Source organism: Microbacterium sp. B19, assembly GCF_000333395.1.
Taxonomy (GTDB): domain Bacteria; phylum Actinomycetota; class Actinomycetes; order Actinomycetales; family Microbacteriaceae; genus Microbacterium.
The window spans coordinates 19,102-33,835 of record NZ_BADA01000099.1 but is presented as its reverse complement, the minus strand read 5'-3'; the positions used below and the strand labels follow the sequence as shown (position 1 = coordinate 33,835).

Sequence of the window (14,734 nt, the reverse complement as noted above, 5' to 3'; positions counted from 1 at the left end):
CCGCGATGTGGTCGAGGTCGGGTCGGGGTCCATCGGTCGAGAAGTAGCGGCTGGCCGCCTCCGTGAGGTCGTCGGGGAGCGACGAGTGGTCGTGGCCGTCGATCTCGACGTGCACGTGCATGTCGATCGCGGTGAGGGCCGCGACGTCGATGTCGGGCTCGTAGCGGGTCACGCGGTCACCGCACCGGGTCGCGCCGCAGCTCGTCCGGGAGGGGCGGGAAGGTCTCGCCGACGCTCTGCAGCGGGCCGACCACGGCGTCGAACTCGTCCGCGAGCGCCTCGGCGCTCCACCCGCCGTCGCGGTAGGCGGTGGCCGCGGGCTCGGGGTGGGTCCACAGCTGCAGGCGGTCGCCGCCGATGCCGATGGCCTGTCCGGTCACCGCGCCGGCGGCATCCGAGGCGAGGTAGGCGATGAGGCCCGCGACGTCGTCGGACGTGCCGAAGCCGAGGTCGTGGCGGAAGAACGCGGGCATGGGCTCTCCCGCGGCGTCGGCTTCGACGGCGGCGGCGAAGTACGGCACCGTCGCGGTCATCGCGGTGGCGGCGACGGGGATGACCGCGTTGGCGGTGATCCCGGCCTTCCGGAGCTCGAGGGCCCACGTGCGCACCATGCCGACGATGCCGGCCTTCGCCGCGGCGTAGTTGGTCTGGCCGAAGTTGCCGCGCTGGCCGGTCGGGGAGCCGATGCAGATGATGCGGCCGGGGACACCGTTCTCGCGCATCCACGTCGCCGCCTCCCGCACGCACGTGAACGTGCCGCGCAGGTGGACGCCGATGACGGTGTCGAAGTCGTCGTCGCTCATCTTCCACAGCACGGTGTCGCGCAGGACACCGGCGTTCGTGACGAGGATGTCGAGCCGGCCGAACGTCTCGACGGCGGTGCGGACGAGCTCCTGCGCCGTCGCGGCTGGGCCGACCGGCGCGACGACCGCGACCGCGCGGCCACCGTCGGCCTCGATCGTGGCGACGGCCTCGGCGGCGGTCGCGGCGTCGACGTCGTTGACGACGACGGCCGCACCGTGGCGGGCGAGTTCGCGGGCGTAGGCGAGGCCGAGGCCGCGCCCCGAGCCGGTGACGACGGCGACTTTGCCGTCGAGGAGGGGTGCGTTGGTCATGGAAGTCCTTCCGTCGCACTCTTTCTAAACTCAATCGTTGAGAAAGTCAATGATTGAGATTGCTATGATTGCGCGATGACGTCGAAGACCCCGACCGACGAGACCGTGCGCCTCGACGACGATCTGAGCTTCCTCATGGCGCGCGCGAACGCGCTCTCGATCGCCGCCGGTAACGCGGCTCTCGCCCCCTTCGGGCTCAAGGTGCGCTCGTACTCCGTGCTCGCGCTCGCCGCCGGGGAGGCCCGCCCGTCGCAACGCGAGGTGTCCGAGCACCTGCGGCTCGATCCCAGCCAGGTGGTCGCTCTCGTCGATGAGCTGCAGCGGCGGGGGCTCGTGGCCCGTGAAGCCGACCCGCGCGACCGGCGTGCGAACGTCGTGGTCGTCACGGCCGACGGTCGTGCTCTCCTGGCCGAGGCGCGCCCGGCGATCCTCGCCGCCGAACGGGCCTTGCACGCGGGGCTCGACGACGAGGAGCGCGGTCGTCTGGCGGCGCTGCTCCGGCGCGTCGCGTTCCCCGGGTGACCGGTCGCGGACCCCGGTCGACATGCGCCTCGGCGGACGTCGGGTAGACTGGTGGCAGCTCTCCGCGCGGCGGTATCCAGGCCAACTCCCCCAGGACGGAAACGTAGCAAGGGTAACCAGGCTCTGCCGGGTGCGCGGAGAGTCTTTTCATGCCCGGGCGCATCACGCAGGGCGACTCCGGATGCCAGGCCTCAGCGGCGCGCGAACGGCCCGTCGATCACCGCCCACTGCAGCAGCATGATCGTCTTGGCATCCTTGATCTCCCCGTCGCGGACCATCCGCAGGGCCGCATCGATGTCGTACTCGAGGATCTCGATCTCCTCGTCCTCGTCGGCGAGGCCGCCGCGGTCGCCCTGGCGCGTCGCCCCGTCGTAGGCCGCGGCGAAGAAGTGCAGGCGCTCGGTGACGGACCCGGGACTCATGTACACCTCGAACACCGGCTCGACGTCGACGACCCGCAGTCCGGTCTCCTCCTCGGCCTCGCGGCGGATCGCGGTGACGGGATCGTCGTCGTCGAGCAGGCCCGCCGCAGTCTCGATGAGCATGCCGTCGGGGTGGTCGTTGACGTACACCGGGTAACGGAACTGGCGCGTGAGCAGCACGGTGCGCCGCGCGGGGTCGTAGAGGAGGATCGTCGCGCCGTTGCCGCGGTCGTAGGTCTCGCGCTTCAGCGTCGCCCACTCGCCGTCGTCGCCGAGGTAGCGGAACGTCGTCGCGCGCAGTACGTGCCACCCCGCGGCGAGGAGCTCGACGTCGGTCACCTCGACGCGGGGATTGCGATCCAGGTCGCGTCCGGTGAGGTGCAGGCCCGTGCGGCCGCGGTGGTCGGGGACGGTGGTGCCGGGGCGTGCGTCGTTCATGATTCGGAACGATAATGCAGAAACGTGCAAGAATGTGAACATGATGCTGGCTGCCGCGCGCAAGGACGTTCTGCTCGAGAGGCTGCGACGTGACGGGCGTCTCGTCGTCAAGGACGTCGCGGTCGAACTCGGCCTGTCCGAGGACAGCATCCGTCGCGACCTGCGGGAACTGGATGCCGCCGGCCTCGCCGTGCGCGTCTACGGCGGTGCCCTGCCGGCCTCGCCCGCGGTCGCCGATTACGCGGTGCGTGGCGAGGTCGCGCGCGAGAGCAAGGTGCGCGTGGCGCAGGCGGCCGTGGCCCTGATCGAGCCCGGTTCCACGGTGCTGCTCGACGGGGGCACGACGACGCTGGCGATGGTCCACGCGCTTCCCCGGACGTTCGACGGCACCGTCATCACGCACTCCCCGACGATCGCCGCGGCGTTGCTCCACCACGATGCCCGCGTCTTCCTGATCGGGGGAGAGGTGTTCAAGCACTCCGCCGTCGCGTGCGGCGCTGCCGCGGTCGAAGCCGCGCAGCGGGTGAGCGCCGACATCTTCTTCCTGGGCGTCACGGGCGTGCACGCCGAGGCGGGGCTGACGACGGGGGACGCCGAGGAGGCGGCGATGAAGCGTGCGCTCGCCGCCCGTGCGGCCGAGACGTTCGTCCTCGCGAGCGAAGAGAAACTGGGTGCGGCCTCGCGCTTCGGCATCCTGCCCCTCGACGGCGTCTCCGGGATCATCGCCGACCTCGACCGCGGCGATCCTCGCGCCGAGGCCCTGCGTCGGGCGGGCGCTCGACTCCTGCCCGTTCCGCCCGTCTCGGGACCGGCCGACATCGCTCGATAGCGAGGCAACCCCGGCGGGGATGTCACCCGCCCCGCCTAGGCTGGATGCCGTGACGCAGAGCATCTACATCACGTCGGCCGAGGGGCACTCGGGCAAGTCCACGGTGGCTCTCGGCGTCCTCGACGCCCTCAGCCGCGTGACGCCGCGCGTCGGCGTCTTCCGGCCGATCGCGCGCTCCACCGCCGAGCGCGACTACGTGCTCGAGATGCTGCTCGACCACGACGGTGTCGACCTCGCGTACGACGACTGCGTCGGCGTCACGTACGACGACGTCCGCGACGACGCCGACGCGGCGCTCGGGCGCATCGTCGAGCGGTACAAGGCCGTCGAGGCGCAGTGCGACGCGGTCGTGGTGATCGGCAGCGACTACACCGACGTCGGCAGCCCCGCCGAGCTCGCGTACAACGCGCGCATCGCCGCGAACCTGGGCGCCCCCGTGCTGCTCGTACTCGGCGGCCGGGCGCAGCAGGGGCAGGGCGAGACGCTCGGCCTCTCGGTCGCGCGCACGCCGCAGGAGGTGGGGCAGATCGCGGCTCTGACGATGCCCGAGCTGCTCCACGAGCGCGCCGAGGTGTTCGCCGTCGTCGTCAACCGTGCCGAGCCCGAGCAGCTCGACGAGATCATCGGGTCCGTACGTCCGATCGTGGATGCCGCGGGCACGAAGCCCGGCCGGACGGTTCCGGTCTGGGCGCTCCCCGAGGACCGCTTCCTCATCGCCCCCTCGATGCGCGGTGTCCTGCGCTCGGTCGAGGGCGAGCTCATCAAGGGCGATCCCGCTCTGCTCACGCGCGAGGTGCTCGGCGTCGTCGTGGCGGGCATGTCGATGGTGAACGTGCTCCCGCGCCTGATGGAATCCGCGGTCATCGTGATCCCCGCCGACCGCACCGAGGTGCTGCTCGCGACGCTGCTCGCCAACGCCTCGGGCACCTTCCCGTCGCTGGCCGGCGTCGTGCTGAACGGCGGATTCGAGCTCCCCGACCCGATCGTCCGCCTCATCGACGGTCTCGGCTCCTCGCTGCCGATCATCGCGACCGACCTCGGCACGTACGACACCGCGGTGCGCATCATGAACACCCGCGGCCGTCTCGCCGCGGACTCCCAGCGCCGGTACGACACGGCGCTCGCGATGTTCGAGCGACACGTCGACACCGAGCTCCTCACGCGGGAACTCGGGGTCGCGCGTCCGAGCGTGGTCACGCCGCTGATGTTCGAGTACGGCCTCGTCGACCGGGCCCGCGCCGACCGCCGCCGCATCGTGCTCCCCGAGGGTAACGACGACCGCGTCCTGCGCGCGGCGGCGACCGTGCTCGCGCGCGGCATCGCCGACCTCACGATCCTCGGCGAGCCGCTCGAGGTCCGCGGCCGGGCGATCGAGCTGGGCATCGACATCCGCGACGCCGAGGTGCTGAGTCCCTTCGACGCCGTGCACGTCGACAAGTTCGCGACCGAGTACGCACGGCTTCGCGCGCACAAGGGCGTCACGTACGCCCAGGCCGCCGACACCGTCACCGACGTGTCGTACTTCGGCACGCTCATGGTGCACCTGGGTCTCGCCGACGGCATGGTCTCGGGCGCCGCGCACACCACCGCGCACACGATCCGCCCGGCCTTCGAGATCATCAAGACCGCGCCGGGCGTCTCGGTCGTGTCGAGCGTGTTCCTCATGGCCCTCGCCGACCGCGTGCTCGTGTACGGCGACTGCGCCGTCATTCCCGACCCCACGAGCGAGCAGCTCGCCGACATCGCGATCTCGTCCGCCGCGACCGCCGAGCAGTTCGGTATCGAGCCGCGCGTGGCGATGCTCTCGTACTCGACGGGGGAGTCGGGCACCGGCGCCGACGTCGAGAAGGTGCGGACCGCGACCGCGCTGGTGCGCGAGCGCGCGCCGGAGCTCCTTGTGGAGGGACCGATCCAGTACGACGCCGCCGCCGACGCCGCGGTCGCCGCGGCCAAGATGCCCGGATCCGAGGTCGCGGGGCGCGCGACGGTGTTCGTCTTCCCCGACCTGAACACCGGCAATAACACGTACAAGGCCGTGCAGCGCTCGGCCGGCGCCGTCGCCATCGGCCCGGTGCTGCAGGGACTCAACAAGCCGATCAACGACCTGTCGCGCGGAGCGCTCGTCGACGACATCGTCAACACGATCGCCATCACCGCGATCCAGGCGCAGGGGAGCAACTCGTGAGCGTCGTGCTGGTCGTCAACAGCGGATCCTCCTCGTTCAAGTACCAGTTGCTCGACATGGAGCACGAGCGCGTCCTCGCCTCGGGCCTGGTCGAGCGCATCGGCGAAGAGGTCGGCGTCGCGACGCACACCGTCGCGGCGGCGGCTCTGGCCCCCGCCGGCGGTCCCGCGCCGACGGTCGTGGATGCCACGACCACCATCGAACGCGAGATCCCCGACCACACCGCGGGGTTCGCGGTCATGCTCGAGGCGTTCGCCGCGCACGGCCCGTCGCTCGACGCCCGGCCGCCCGTCGCCGTCGGTCACCGCGTGGTCCACGGCGGCGCACGTTTCTTCGAGCCGACGGTCGTGACCCCGCTCGTCGAGATCAACATCGACGAGCTCTCGGTGCTCGCACCCCTCCACAACCCGGCGAACCTCGCCGGCATCGTGGCGGCGAAGAAGGCGTTCCCCGACGTCCCGCACGTCGCGGTGTTCGACACCGCGTTCCACCAGACGCTCGCGCCGGCGGCGTACACGTACGCGATCGACCGGGAGCTGGCCGAGGCGCATCGCATCCGCCGGTACGGGTTCCACGGAACGAGCCACAAGTTCGTGAGCGAATCCGCCGCCGCGTTCCTCGGTCGTCCGCTCGCCGACCTCCGTCAGCTCGTGTTCCACCTCGGCAACGGCGCGTCCGTGACGGCGATCGAGGGCGGGCGATCCGTCGAGACGTCGATGGGACTCACCCCGCTCGAGGGGCTCGTCATGGGCACGCGGTCCGGCGACCTCGACCCCGCGGTGCTACTGCAGCTCGCGCGCCGCGCCGACCTCTCGATCGCTGACCTCGACACGCTGCTGAACAAGCGGTCGGGTCTCGTCGGACTCGCGGGTGTGTCCGACATGCGCGACCTCACCGCGCGGTGCGACGCCGGTGACCCCGACGCGCAGCTCGCGTTCGACGTCTACATCCACCGCCTGCGCGCGTACGCGGGGGCCTACCTCGCGCAGCTCGGCGGTGTCGACGTCATCTCCTTCACGGCGGGCGTCGGCGAGAACGCCGCGCGCGTGCGCGCCGAGGCGGTCGCGACGCTCGGCTTCGCGGGGGTCGAGATCGACCCCGAGCGGAATGAGACGCGGGGGCGTGGCATCCGTCGGATCTCCTCCGATGCGTCGCGCGTCGAGGTGCTCGTCGTGCCGACCAACGAAGAGCTCGAGATCGCCCGCCAGACCCTGTCCGTCGCGTCCTGATCAGGCCGCGTAACCCTCTCGCCACTACGCTGGAACGGCGGCGCACCGTCGTGACCGCGCGTCCTGCCCTCGCGATCTGGAGCCCGCCGTGACCGACAGCCGTGACCTGCCCGATCTGACGTCGTTCGACGCCGTCCTGTTCGACCTCGACGGTGTGCTCACCCCCACCGCCGAAGTGCACATGCGCGCGTGGAAGGAGATGTTCGACGAGCTGTTCGCGGCATGGGACATCCAGCCGCCGTACACCGACCGCGACTACTTCGAGCACGTCGACGGCAAGAAGCGCTATGACGGCGTCGCGAGCCTGCTGCGCAGTCGCGACGTCGAGGTGCCGTGGGGCGACCCGTCCGACGACCCGTCGCTCGACACCGTGTGCGGCGTCGGCAACCGGAAGAACCTCGTCTTCTCGCGCATCCTCCGGGCCGAGGGCATCGCACCCTACCCGGGCTCGGTCGCCGTACTCGACGTGCTCCAGGCCGCGGGCGTGCCCATCGCTGTCGTGTCGAGCTCGAAGAACGCCGTCGAGGTGCTCGAGGCCGCCGGCATCCGCGACCGCTTCCCCGTGGTGATGGACGGCGTGGTCGCCGAACGCGACCACCTCGCCTCCAAACCCGCGCCGGACGTGTTCGCCGAGGCCGCCCGCATGCTGCGCGTCGACCCGGCCCGTTCGGCCGCCGTCGAGGACGCGACGAGCGGTGTCGCCTCGGCCTCCTCCGCCGGTTTCGGGCTCGTCGTCGGCGTCGACCGCGGCGTGGGCGCGGAGCACCTGCTCGCCGCCGGGGCCGACGTGGTCGTCGACGACCTCCAGGCGTTCGTAGACTGAGCCGTCGCCCCGCGCGACGCACCCGAATCCCGGCACACCGGAAGGCCTGCCCGATGATCGATCGCGATCGTTTCCCCATCGACGAATGGCGCCTCGTCGAGACCGAGTTCTCGGTCGACGACACGGGCGTCACCGAGACCCTGTTCGCCATCGGCAACGGTTACCTGGGGTTGCGCGGCAACTCCATCGAGGGTCGTTTCGCCCACGAGCAGGGCACGTTCATCAACGGCTTCCACGAGACGTTCCCGATCCGGCACGCCGAGCAGGCCTACGGTTTCGCCGAGGTCGGCCAGACGATCATCAACGCACCGGATGCCAAGGTCATGCGCGTCTACGTCGACGACGAGCCGCTCTCGCTCGACGTCGCCGACGTCCGCGAGTACGAGCGCGTGCTCGACATGCGCCAGGGCATCCTCCGTCGCACGCTCCTCTGGGTGACGCCGTCGGGCAAGGAGGTGCGCATCGAGGACGAGCGGTTCGTGTCGTTCGAGGAGAAGCACCTCGTCGTGCTGCGGCTGACGGTGACGGTCCTCAACTCGGACGCTCCGGTGACGGTGGCGTGCCAGCTCCTCAACCGCCAGGACGGCGAGGGCATCTACGGCGGTTCGCCGATGGCATCCAAGACCGCCGGATTCGACCCGCGTAAGACCGAGAAGCTCACCGACCGTGTGCTCCAGCCGCGCGAGTACTGGCAGGACGGCGACCGGTCGGCGCTGTCGTACGAGGTCACGGAGTCGGGCATGACGCTCGCGGTCGTGGCCGACCACGAGGTCGAGACCGCCAACACGTACGAGTCGCGGCATCTCGTCGAGCCGGACATCGCCAAGAACGTCTTCCGGGTGGACGCCCGGGCCGGCGTGCCGACGACGATCACGAAGCTCGTCAGCTACCACACGTCGCGCGGCGTGCCCGCGGGCGAGCTCGTCGACCGATGCCGCCGCACGCTCGATCGTGCCCGCAGCCTCGGCGTCGTCGCCCTCCGCGAGAGCCACATCGACTGGTTCTCGGCGTTCTGGGACCGCTCGGACGTCCGCATCGGCGGTCAGGGCGACCTGCAGCAGGCGACGCGGTGGTGCCTCTTCCAGCTCGCGCAGGCCGCGGCCCGCGCCGACGGCCAGGGCGTCCCCGCCAAGGGCGTCACCGGTTCGGGGTACAGCGGCCACTACTTCTGGGACACCGAGGTCTACGTGCTGCCGTTCCTGGCGTACACGACGCCGCAGTGGGCGCGGAACGCGCTGCGCATGCGCTACCTCATGCTCCCCGCGGCGCGGAAGCGGGCGCACCAGCTCAACGAGGCCGGCGCGCTGTTCCCCTGGCGCACCATCAACGGTGAGGAGGCCTCGGCGTACTACGCCGCCGGCACCGCGCAGTACCACATCAACGCCGACGTCTCCTTCGCGCTCGCGAAGTACGTCCGTGCCACGGGCGACGAGGAGTTCCTCGCGCGCGAGGGCGTGGACATCGCGGTCGACACCGCGCGGCTGTGGTCGACGCTCGGCTTCTGGCGGTCGAGCGACGGCGACGGCGAGGAGGACTCGTTCCACATCCACGGCGTCACGGGGCCGGACGAGTACACCACCGTCGTCAATGACAACCTCTTCACGAACGTCATGGCGCGGTTCAACCTGCGCTTCGCCGCGCGCACCGTCCGCGACCTGGCCGAGAACGACCCCGAGGCCTACGGCCGCATGGCCGACCGCATGAACCTCGACCCCTCGGAGCCCGACCGGTGGGAGCTGGCGGCCGAGGCGATGCACATCCCGTTCAGCCCGGCGCTCGGCATCCATCCCCAGGACGCCGTGTTCCTCGAACGCGAGATCTGGGACCTCGAGAACACCCCGCCCGACCAGCGCCCCCTCCTGCTGCACTTCCACCCGCTGGTGATCTACCGGTACCAGGTGCTGAAGCAGGCGGATGTCGTGCTGGCCCTGTTCCTGCAGGGGAATCACTTCACGGATGCCGAGAAGCTCGCGGACTTCGAGTACTACGACCCGCTCACCACGGGCGACTCGACGCTGTCGGCGGTCGTGCAGTCGATCCTCGCGGCCGAGGTCGGTTACCAGGACCTCGCGCTGGAGTACTTCCGCCAGGCCGCGTTCGTCGACCTCGGCGACCTGCACCACAACGCCGCCGACGGTGTGCACGTGGCATCCGCCGGCGGGGTGTGGACGGCGCTCGTGAGCGGCTTCGGCGGCATGCGCGACCACTTCGGGCGCCTGACGTTCGATCCGCGTCTGCCGGCCGACTGGCCCGAGCTGTCGTACGTGCTGCACTGGCACGGCACCCGTCTCAACGTCACGCTCACGGCCACGGCCCTGACGCTGCACGCCGGGGAGGAGGGCGGCCCGGTCGACTTCGCGGTGCGCGGGGTGGACTACACCGTCGCTCCCGGCGAGAGCGTGCGCGTCGCGCTGCACGGCCAGGGGCCGCTCATCCCGGGGCGCCCGTCGATCCGCCAGCTCGAGGGCTCGGTGCGCGAGGACGGCACGCTGCTCTCGGCCTCGGTGCCGATCGTGACGGCCGCGATCCCGCTGGTCTCGGGAGACGACGAGCCCGTGGCCGTCGGCCTCGACGCCTGAAACATCGCCTCGACGCGGCGGCGCCCTCCGGGGCGTCGCCGCGTTCTGCGTTTCCGGGCCGTCGCCGTTCCCTGCGGTGGCGAGCGGAGGTGATTCGGGGAGGGGAGGATGCCGGGGGCGGTTGTGGTCCTCCCTTCGGGGTTTCTCCTTCGTTCGGTGTGGTGTGGGCGTTCGCGGGTGCGGCTGGGGCGGTGGGGAGCGGAGGTGATTGGGGGAGGGGAGGATGCCGGGGGCGGTTGTGGTCCTCCCTTCGTGGTTTCTCCTCCGTTGGGTGTGGTGTGGGCGTTCGCGGGTGCGGCTGGGGCGGTGGGGAGCGGAGGTGATTGGGGGAGGGGAGGATGCCGGGGGCGGTTGTGGTCCTCCCTTTGGGGTTTCTCCTACGTTGGGTGTGCGCGAACGGAGTCCGGGCCGCGGCTGGGGGGGGAGAGCGCCGGACGCGATGTCGGTGGCACGCCGTAGGCTGGGGGAGTGACGACAGCCCTGTACCGCCGCTACCGCCCGCAGGCGTTCGGCGAGATGATCGGGCAGTCGCAGGTGACCGAGCCGCTGATGACCGCCCTCCGGAGTGACCGGGTCGGGCACGCCTATCTTTTCTCGGGGCCGCGCGGCTGCGGCAAGACGACTTCGGCCCGAATTCTCGCGCGCTGCCTCAACTGCGCGCAGGGTCCGACCGACACCCCGTGCGGTGAGTGCGACAGCTGCGTCGAGCTCGGCCGCGGCGGCGGCGGGTCCCTCGACGTCGTCGAGATCGACGCCGCGAGCCACAATGGTGTCGATGACGCGCGCGACCTGCGCGAGCGCGCGATCTTCGCCCCCGCGCGCGACCGGTTCAAGATCTTCATCCTCGACGAAGCGCACATGGTCACGCAGCAGGGCTTCAACGCTCTGCTCAAGCTCGTCGAAGAGCCCCCCGCGCACGTCAAGTTCATCTTCGCCACGACCGAGCCCGAGAAGGTGCTCGGCACGATCCGTTCGCGCACGCACCACTATCCGTTCCGCCTGGTGCCGCCCGCCGCGATGCTCGAGTACGTGCAAGAGCTCTGCGAGACCGAGGGCGTCGCCGTCGAGGCGGGCGTTCTGCCGCTCGTGGTGCGCGCCGGTGGCGGGTCGCCGCGCGACACGCTGTCGCTGCTCGACCAACTCATCGCCGGTTCGGATCGGGATGCCGATGACCACGTGCTCGTGAACTACGAGCGCGCCGTGGCGCTTCTGGGGTACACCCACTCCGAACTGCTCGACGAGGTCGTCGACGCGTTTGCCGCGCTCGACGGTGCCGGGGCCTTCGCCGCGGTCGACCGCGTGGTGCAGACCGGTCAGGACCCTCGACGGTTCGTCGACGACCTGCTCGAGCGCCTGCGCGATCTCATCGTCGTCGCGGCAACCGGTGCGGGTGCCTCCGCCGTACTGCGCGGCGTCCCCGACGACGAGCTCGAGCGCATGGCGCGTCAGGCCACGGCCTTCGGCGTCGCGCGCCTGTCGCGGACCGCCGACCTCGTGGTCGCGGCGCTCGACGAGATGACCGGGGCGACCTCGCCGCGCCTGCAGCTCGAGCTGCTCGTCGCCCGGGTGCTCACGCACGCGGGGGTGTCGCAGGGTGTCGCTCCCGCGGCGGCTCCCGCGCACGCGGCCGAGCACGCCGCGGCTTCGGCCGCGCGAACGCCCGCTCCCGCGCAGGCGGCCCCGGCTGCGGCTCCCGCGGTCGCATCGCCCGGAGTCGCTTCGCCGGGTATCGCTTCGCCGGGTATCGCGTCCCCGCGGGGGCGGTTCGGCGGCTGTGGCCTCCCCAGTCGTTGCCGCGCCGGGGATCGCGAGCCCCGGCACCGCTGCGCCCGCCGTCGCGTCGCCGGGCCGTGAGACCGCACCCGTCGCCGCACCGACCGTCGCGTCGCCCGGCGCCGCCCCCGCCGTCGCGTCCCCCGTTGCCGCCCCCGCGGTGGCCGCGCCATCCACCGCCCCCGCCGTCGCCGCACCGACGGTCGCGGCTCCGGGGGTGGCCTCGCCGTCCGGCGCCGCGCCGTCGGCCCCAAGCACCGAGGCCTCGCCCGCTCCTTCCCCCGTCGCCGCCCCGTCGCCGAGCCGCGCGGAGCCGCCGATGGACGCGCCGTCCGACGACGATGCTCCGCCGCCGTTCGACGACGACGACGCCCCGCCGCCGTATGACGACGACGATGAGGGCGCCCCGACCGGCACCCCGGTGGCCGCGGCCGCACAACCGGTCCGGACCGCACCGACGGCCCGTGCTGCGACCCCGGCCGCTCCCGCCGCCGCGGAATCCCGGGTAGAGCCTCCCGCCCCGGCATCCGCTCCGTCCGACCCGCACCCCTTCGACACCGCGCCCACGCCGGGCTCCGAGGACGCGTCGCCGCTCGAGCCCACCGCTCCGACGCCGCCCGTAGCACCGGTCGGACCGCTCGAGCTCTCGCACGTGCGCGACGCGTGGCCCGAGGTGCTCGGCCAGCTCGAGGCGCTCAGCCGCGCGTCGTGGCTCGTGGTCTCGACGTCGTCGGTGCTCGCCTTCGACGACGACGTGCTCACGCTCGGTTTCCGCACCGGGTCCGACCTCACGGCGTTCAAGACCCGCTCGGCGGACGGCGGACCCAGCGAAGACCTGCGCCGTGCGATCCAGGCGGTGCTCGGCATCCGGGTCAAGTACCTCGCGCGCCTCGACGGCGACGGCGGCCCCGGCGGCAGCGCGCCGCGAGGACCGGCCTCCGGCTCCGACGGGGGCGCGCGGGCGGCGCAGCAGACCCCGGCGTCCCGCTCCTCGGCACCCTACGCGGCGGCCTCCGTCACCGACTGGGCGGTCGCCCCGATCCCCGGCGGAGCCGCGACCCCCTCCGCATCCGCGACTCCCTCCGCATCCGCGACGCCCTCGGCATCCGCCCCCGCGCCGACCGCGCCCGCCCGGGGTCCGGCGACCGCGACCGCAACCGTGGCGCCGGCTGCACAAGCCACCACTGCGCTCGCCGTCGACGAGGAGCCGGAGGAAGCCGCCGTGCGCGCGATGCCTCGCATCGCCCCGCCGCCCTTCGAGGGAGCCGTGCTCCCCTCCGGCGACGTGGTCGCGTCGGTCGCCGCTCCCGACGAGGTGGACGACGACGACGTCATCCCGCCTGCCGATGAGGTCGACGTCCCGGTGCCACCGGTCATCGTGCCGCGTATGGCGCCCCTCAGCGGGGGAGTACAGCGGTATGGCGAGGCCGTGGTCCGCCAGATGCTCGGCGCCACCTACGTGCGCGACGAGCCCTACGAGCCCCCGACGAGGTTCAACTGATGTACGACGGCATCGTCCAAGACCTCATCGACGAATTCGGTCGGCTCCCGGGCATCGGCCCGAAGTCGGCGCAGCGCATCGCGTTCCACATCCTGCAGTCGCCGACGTTCGACGTATCGCGGCTGTCGCAGCTCCTCGGCGAGGTGCGCGAGAAGGTGCGCTTCTGCGAGATCTGCGGCAACGTCTCGGAGCAGGACCGCTGCTCCATCTGCCGCGATCCCCGCCGCAACGAGACCCTCATCTGCGTCGTCGAAGACGCGAAGGACGTCGCGGCGATCGAGCGCACGCGCGAGTTCCGCGGGCTGTACCACGTGCTCGGCGGCGCCATCAGCCCCATCGCCGGCGTCGGCCCCGACGACCTGCGCATCACGCAGCTCATGCAGCGCCTCGCCGACGGCACCGTGCAGGAGGTCATCCTCGCGACGAACCCCAACCTCGAGGGCGAGGCGACGGCCACCTACCTCAGCCGTCTGCTGCACACCCTCGAGATCCGCGTCACCCGCCTGGCATCCGGTCTCCCGGTCGGCGGCGACCTCGAATACGCGGACGAAGTGACCTTGGGTCGCGCTTTCGAGGGGCGCCGCACGCTCTGACGCGGTCACGGAGCCGCGGGCGAAAACCCACCGCCGCGAGGGTGATCTCCGAGCGTTGACCCGTCGTGTACCGCTCGTTCATCCCCCGATGGATCGACGGCCACCGGGTGCGGCCATTTTCTTGCCTACGGACCGCAGCACGGGTGCCCGACCCACGAGCTCTGCGGACGTCAGACAGGGGTGCCCGTGAGCGAGACGCTCTCCGATCGCGCGGCGCGGCGTGGCCGGATCGTGTTCGACACCTTCCGTTCGGTCCACGATCCGCGCCTGGCCGCGTGGCTGCTCTTCCGGTCCCATCTGCTGCCGGAGTGGGCGATCACCGCCAGCAGCCTCAGCGAGTCCACGCCCGAGGCCGCCCTCACGCCGCTGGGCGTCTTCGGCGTGTGGCGACTGCTGGCCACGAACAACCGGGAGCTCGGGCGCTGCGCCCGCATCTTCGTCTCTCCGCGCGCCGCGTTCGACGCCGTCGTCGCCGAGCAGGCGCGCGTCGACGAGATGACGGTGACCGCCGTGCGCGGCCCGCAGTCCACCACGCACGGGTGGGTCATCCGCCGCGGCGATCGCCCGGTCCTTACCGCGGCGCGCTGGTACGAGTCGGCCAGCGAAGCCGCCGCGGCGGGACGAGCCGCGAGCACCGCGCTCGGCACGGCGACGATTGCGCAGGGCGTGAGCATCGGCACCGCGTCGGGCCGTCGCGCCCGCGTCGTGATGAACACGCCGTGACC

Annotated in this window: 11 protein-coding genes, 1 other RNA gene and 2 pseudogenes; 11 read left to right on the top strand and 3 right to left on the bottom strand. The window is 71.9% G+C overall.

Annotated elements, in window-relative coordinates:
• Together I5G_RS26335 and I5G_RS03475 are read right to left on the bottom strand one after the other, a co-directional pair.
• Nucleotides 1-172: pseudogene (locus I5G_RS26335) on the bottom strand (4-hydroxyphenyl-beta-ketoacyl-CoA hydrolase); the annotation flags it as partial.
• 4 nt (nt 173-176) lie between these two features.
• Entirely contained in the window at nt 177-1,115 is a 939-nt protein-coding gene (locus I5G_RS03475; RefSeq protein ID WP_022877813.1) for an SDR family NAD(P)-dependent oxidoreductase, read from the bottom strand.
• A 75-nt stretch (nt 1,116-1,190) separates the two neighbouring features.
• Between I5G_RS03475 and I5G_RS03470 the strand changes: the two genes are divergently transcribed.
• Nucleotides 1,191-1,637, top strand: a complete 447-nt coding sequence (locus I5G_RS03470; protein ID WP_022877812.1) for a MarR family winged helix-turn-helix transcriptional regulator — start codon at nt 1,191-1,193, stop codon at nt 1,635-1,637.
• 53 nt (nt 1,638-1,690) lie between these two features.
• Nucleotides 1,691-1,787, top strand: an RNA gene (gene ffs / locus I5G_RS24415) — signal recognition particle sRNA small type.
• 41 nt (nt 1,788-1,828) lie between these two features.
• On the opposite strand, the gene I5G_RS03465 is transcribed toward ffs, so the two are convergent.
• Complete coding sequence (locus I5G_RS03465; RefSeq protein WP_022877811.1) at nt 1,829-2,497, bottom strand: NUDIX domain-containing protein; 669 nt, start codon at nt 2,495-2,497, stop codon at nt 1,829-1,831.
• Nucleotides 2,498-2,540: 43 nt separating this feature from the next.
• Between I5G_RS03465 and I5G_RS20355 the strand changes: the two genes are divergently transcribed.
• The 9 genes and pseudogenes from I5G_RS20355 to I5G_RS03425 all read left to right on the top strand — a co-directional run bounded on the left by I5G_RS20355 (nt 2,541) and on the right by I5G_RS03425 (nt 14,732).
• The gene (locus tag I5G_RS20355; protein ID WP_051038590.1) at nt 2,541-3,326 is read left to right on the top strand and encodes a DeoR/GlpR family DNA-binding transcription regulator; all 786 of its coding nucleotides are present in this window, start codon (nt 2,541-2,543) and stop codon (nt 3,324-3,326) included.
• A 49-nt stretch (nt 3,327-3,375) separates the two neighbouring features.
• Nucleotides 3,376-5,511 (top strand): phosphate acetyltransferase, encoded by a 2,136-nt coding sequence (gene pta, locus I5G_RS03455; RefSeq protein WP_022877809.1) that lies wholly within the window; start codon nt 3,376-3,378, stop codon nt 5,509-5,511.
• Nucleotides 5,508-6,740 carry an acetate/propionate family kinase gene (locus tag I5G_RS03450; protein ID WP_022877808.1) on the top strand — a complete coding sequence of 411 codons (1,233 nt, stop codon included), beginning with the start codon at nt 5,508-5,510 and terminating at the stop codon, nt 6,738-6,740. The genes pta and I5G_RS03450 overlap by 4 nt, the downstream gene beginning before the upstream one ends.
• An 88-nt stretch (nt 6,741-6,828) precedes the next feature.
• Nucleotides 6,829-7,563, top strand: a complete 735-nt coding sequence (locus tag I5G_RS03445) for an HAD family phosphatase (protein ID WP_022877807.1) — start codon at nt 6,829-6,831, stop codon at nt 7,561-7,563.
• 53 nt (nt 7,564-7,616) lie between these two features.
• Nucleotides 7,617-10,142 carry a glycoside hydrolase family 65 protein gene (locus I5G_RS03440; RefSeq protein WP_022877806.1) on the top strand — a complete coding sequence of 842 codons (2,526 nt, stop codon included), beginning with the start codon at nt 7,617-7,619 and terminating at the stop codon, nt 10,140-10,142.
• A 468-nt stretch (nt 10,143-10,610) separates the two neighbouring features.
• Nucleotides 10,611-11,867, top strand: a pseudogene (locus I5G_RS26675) (DNA polymerase III subunit gamma and tau); the annotation flags it as partial.
• A 49-nt stretch (nt 11,868-11,916) separates the two neighbouring features.
• Nucleotides 11,917-13,416 (top strand): hypothetical protein, encoded by a 1,500-nt coding sequence (locus I5G_RS26670; protein WP_051038587.1) that lies wholly within the window; start codon nt 11,917-11,919, stop codon nt 13,414-13,416.
• Nucleotides 13,416-14,009 carry a recombination mediator RecR gene (recR, locus tag I5G_RS03430; protein WP_022877805.1) on the top strand — a complete coding sequence of 198 codons (594 nt, stop codon included), beginning with the start codon at nt 13,416-13,418 and terminating at the stop codon, nt 14,007-14,009. The genes I5G_RS26670 and recR overlap by 1 nt, the downstream gene beginning before the upstream one ends.
• Nucleotides 14,010-14,195: 186 nt before the next feature.
• Complete coding sequence (locus tag I5G_RS03425) at nt 14,196-14,732, top strand: hypothetical protein (protein WP_148286387.1); 537 nt, start codon at nt 14,196-14,198, stop codon at nt 14,730-14,732.
• The last annotated feature ends 2 nt before the right edge of the window (nt 14,733-14,734 follow it).

Excerpts from the sequence above, each read along its gene's own strand:
- I5G_RS03475 (WP_022877813.1), bottom strand. The coding sequence starts at position 1,115 with ATGACCAACGCACCCCTCCTCGACGGCAAAGTCGCCGTCGTCACCGGC.
- I5G_RS03465 (WP_022877811.1), bottom strand. The coding sequence starts at position 2,497 with ATGAACGACGCACGCCCCGGCACCACCGTCCCCGACCACCGCGGCCGC.
- I5G_RS03440 (WP_022877806.1), top strand. The coding sequence starts at position 7,617 with ATGATCGATCGCGATCGTTTCCCCATCGACGAATGGCGCCTCGTCGAG.
- I5G_RS03470 (WP_022877812.1), top strand. The coding sequence starts at position 1,191 with ATGACGTCGAAGACCCCGACCGACGAGACCGTGCGCCTCGACGACGAT.
- recR (WP_022877805.1), top strand. The coding sequence starts at position 13,416 with ATGTACGACGGCATCGTCCAAGACCTCATCGACGAATTCGGTCGGCTC.
- I5G_RS20355 (WP_051038590.1), top strand. The coding sequence starts at position 2,541 with ATGCTGGCTGCCGCGCGCAAGGACGTTCTGCTCGAGAGGCTGCGACGT.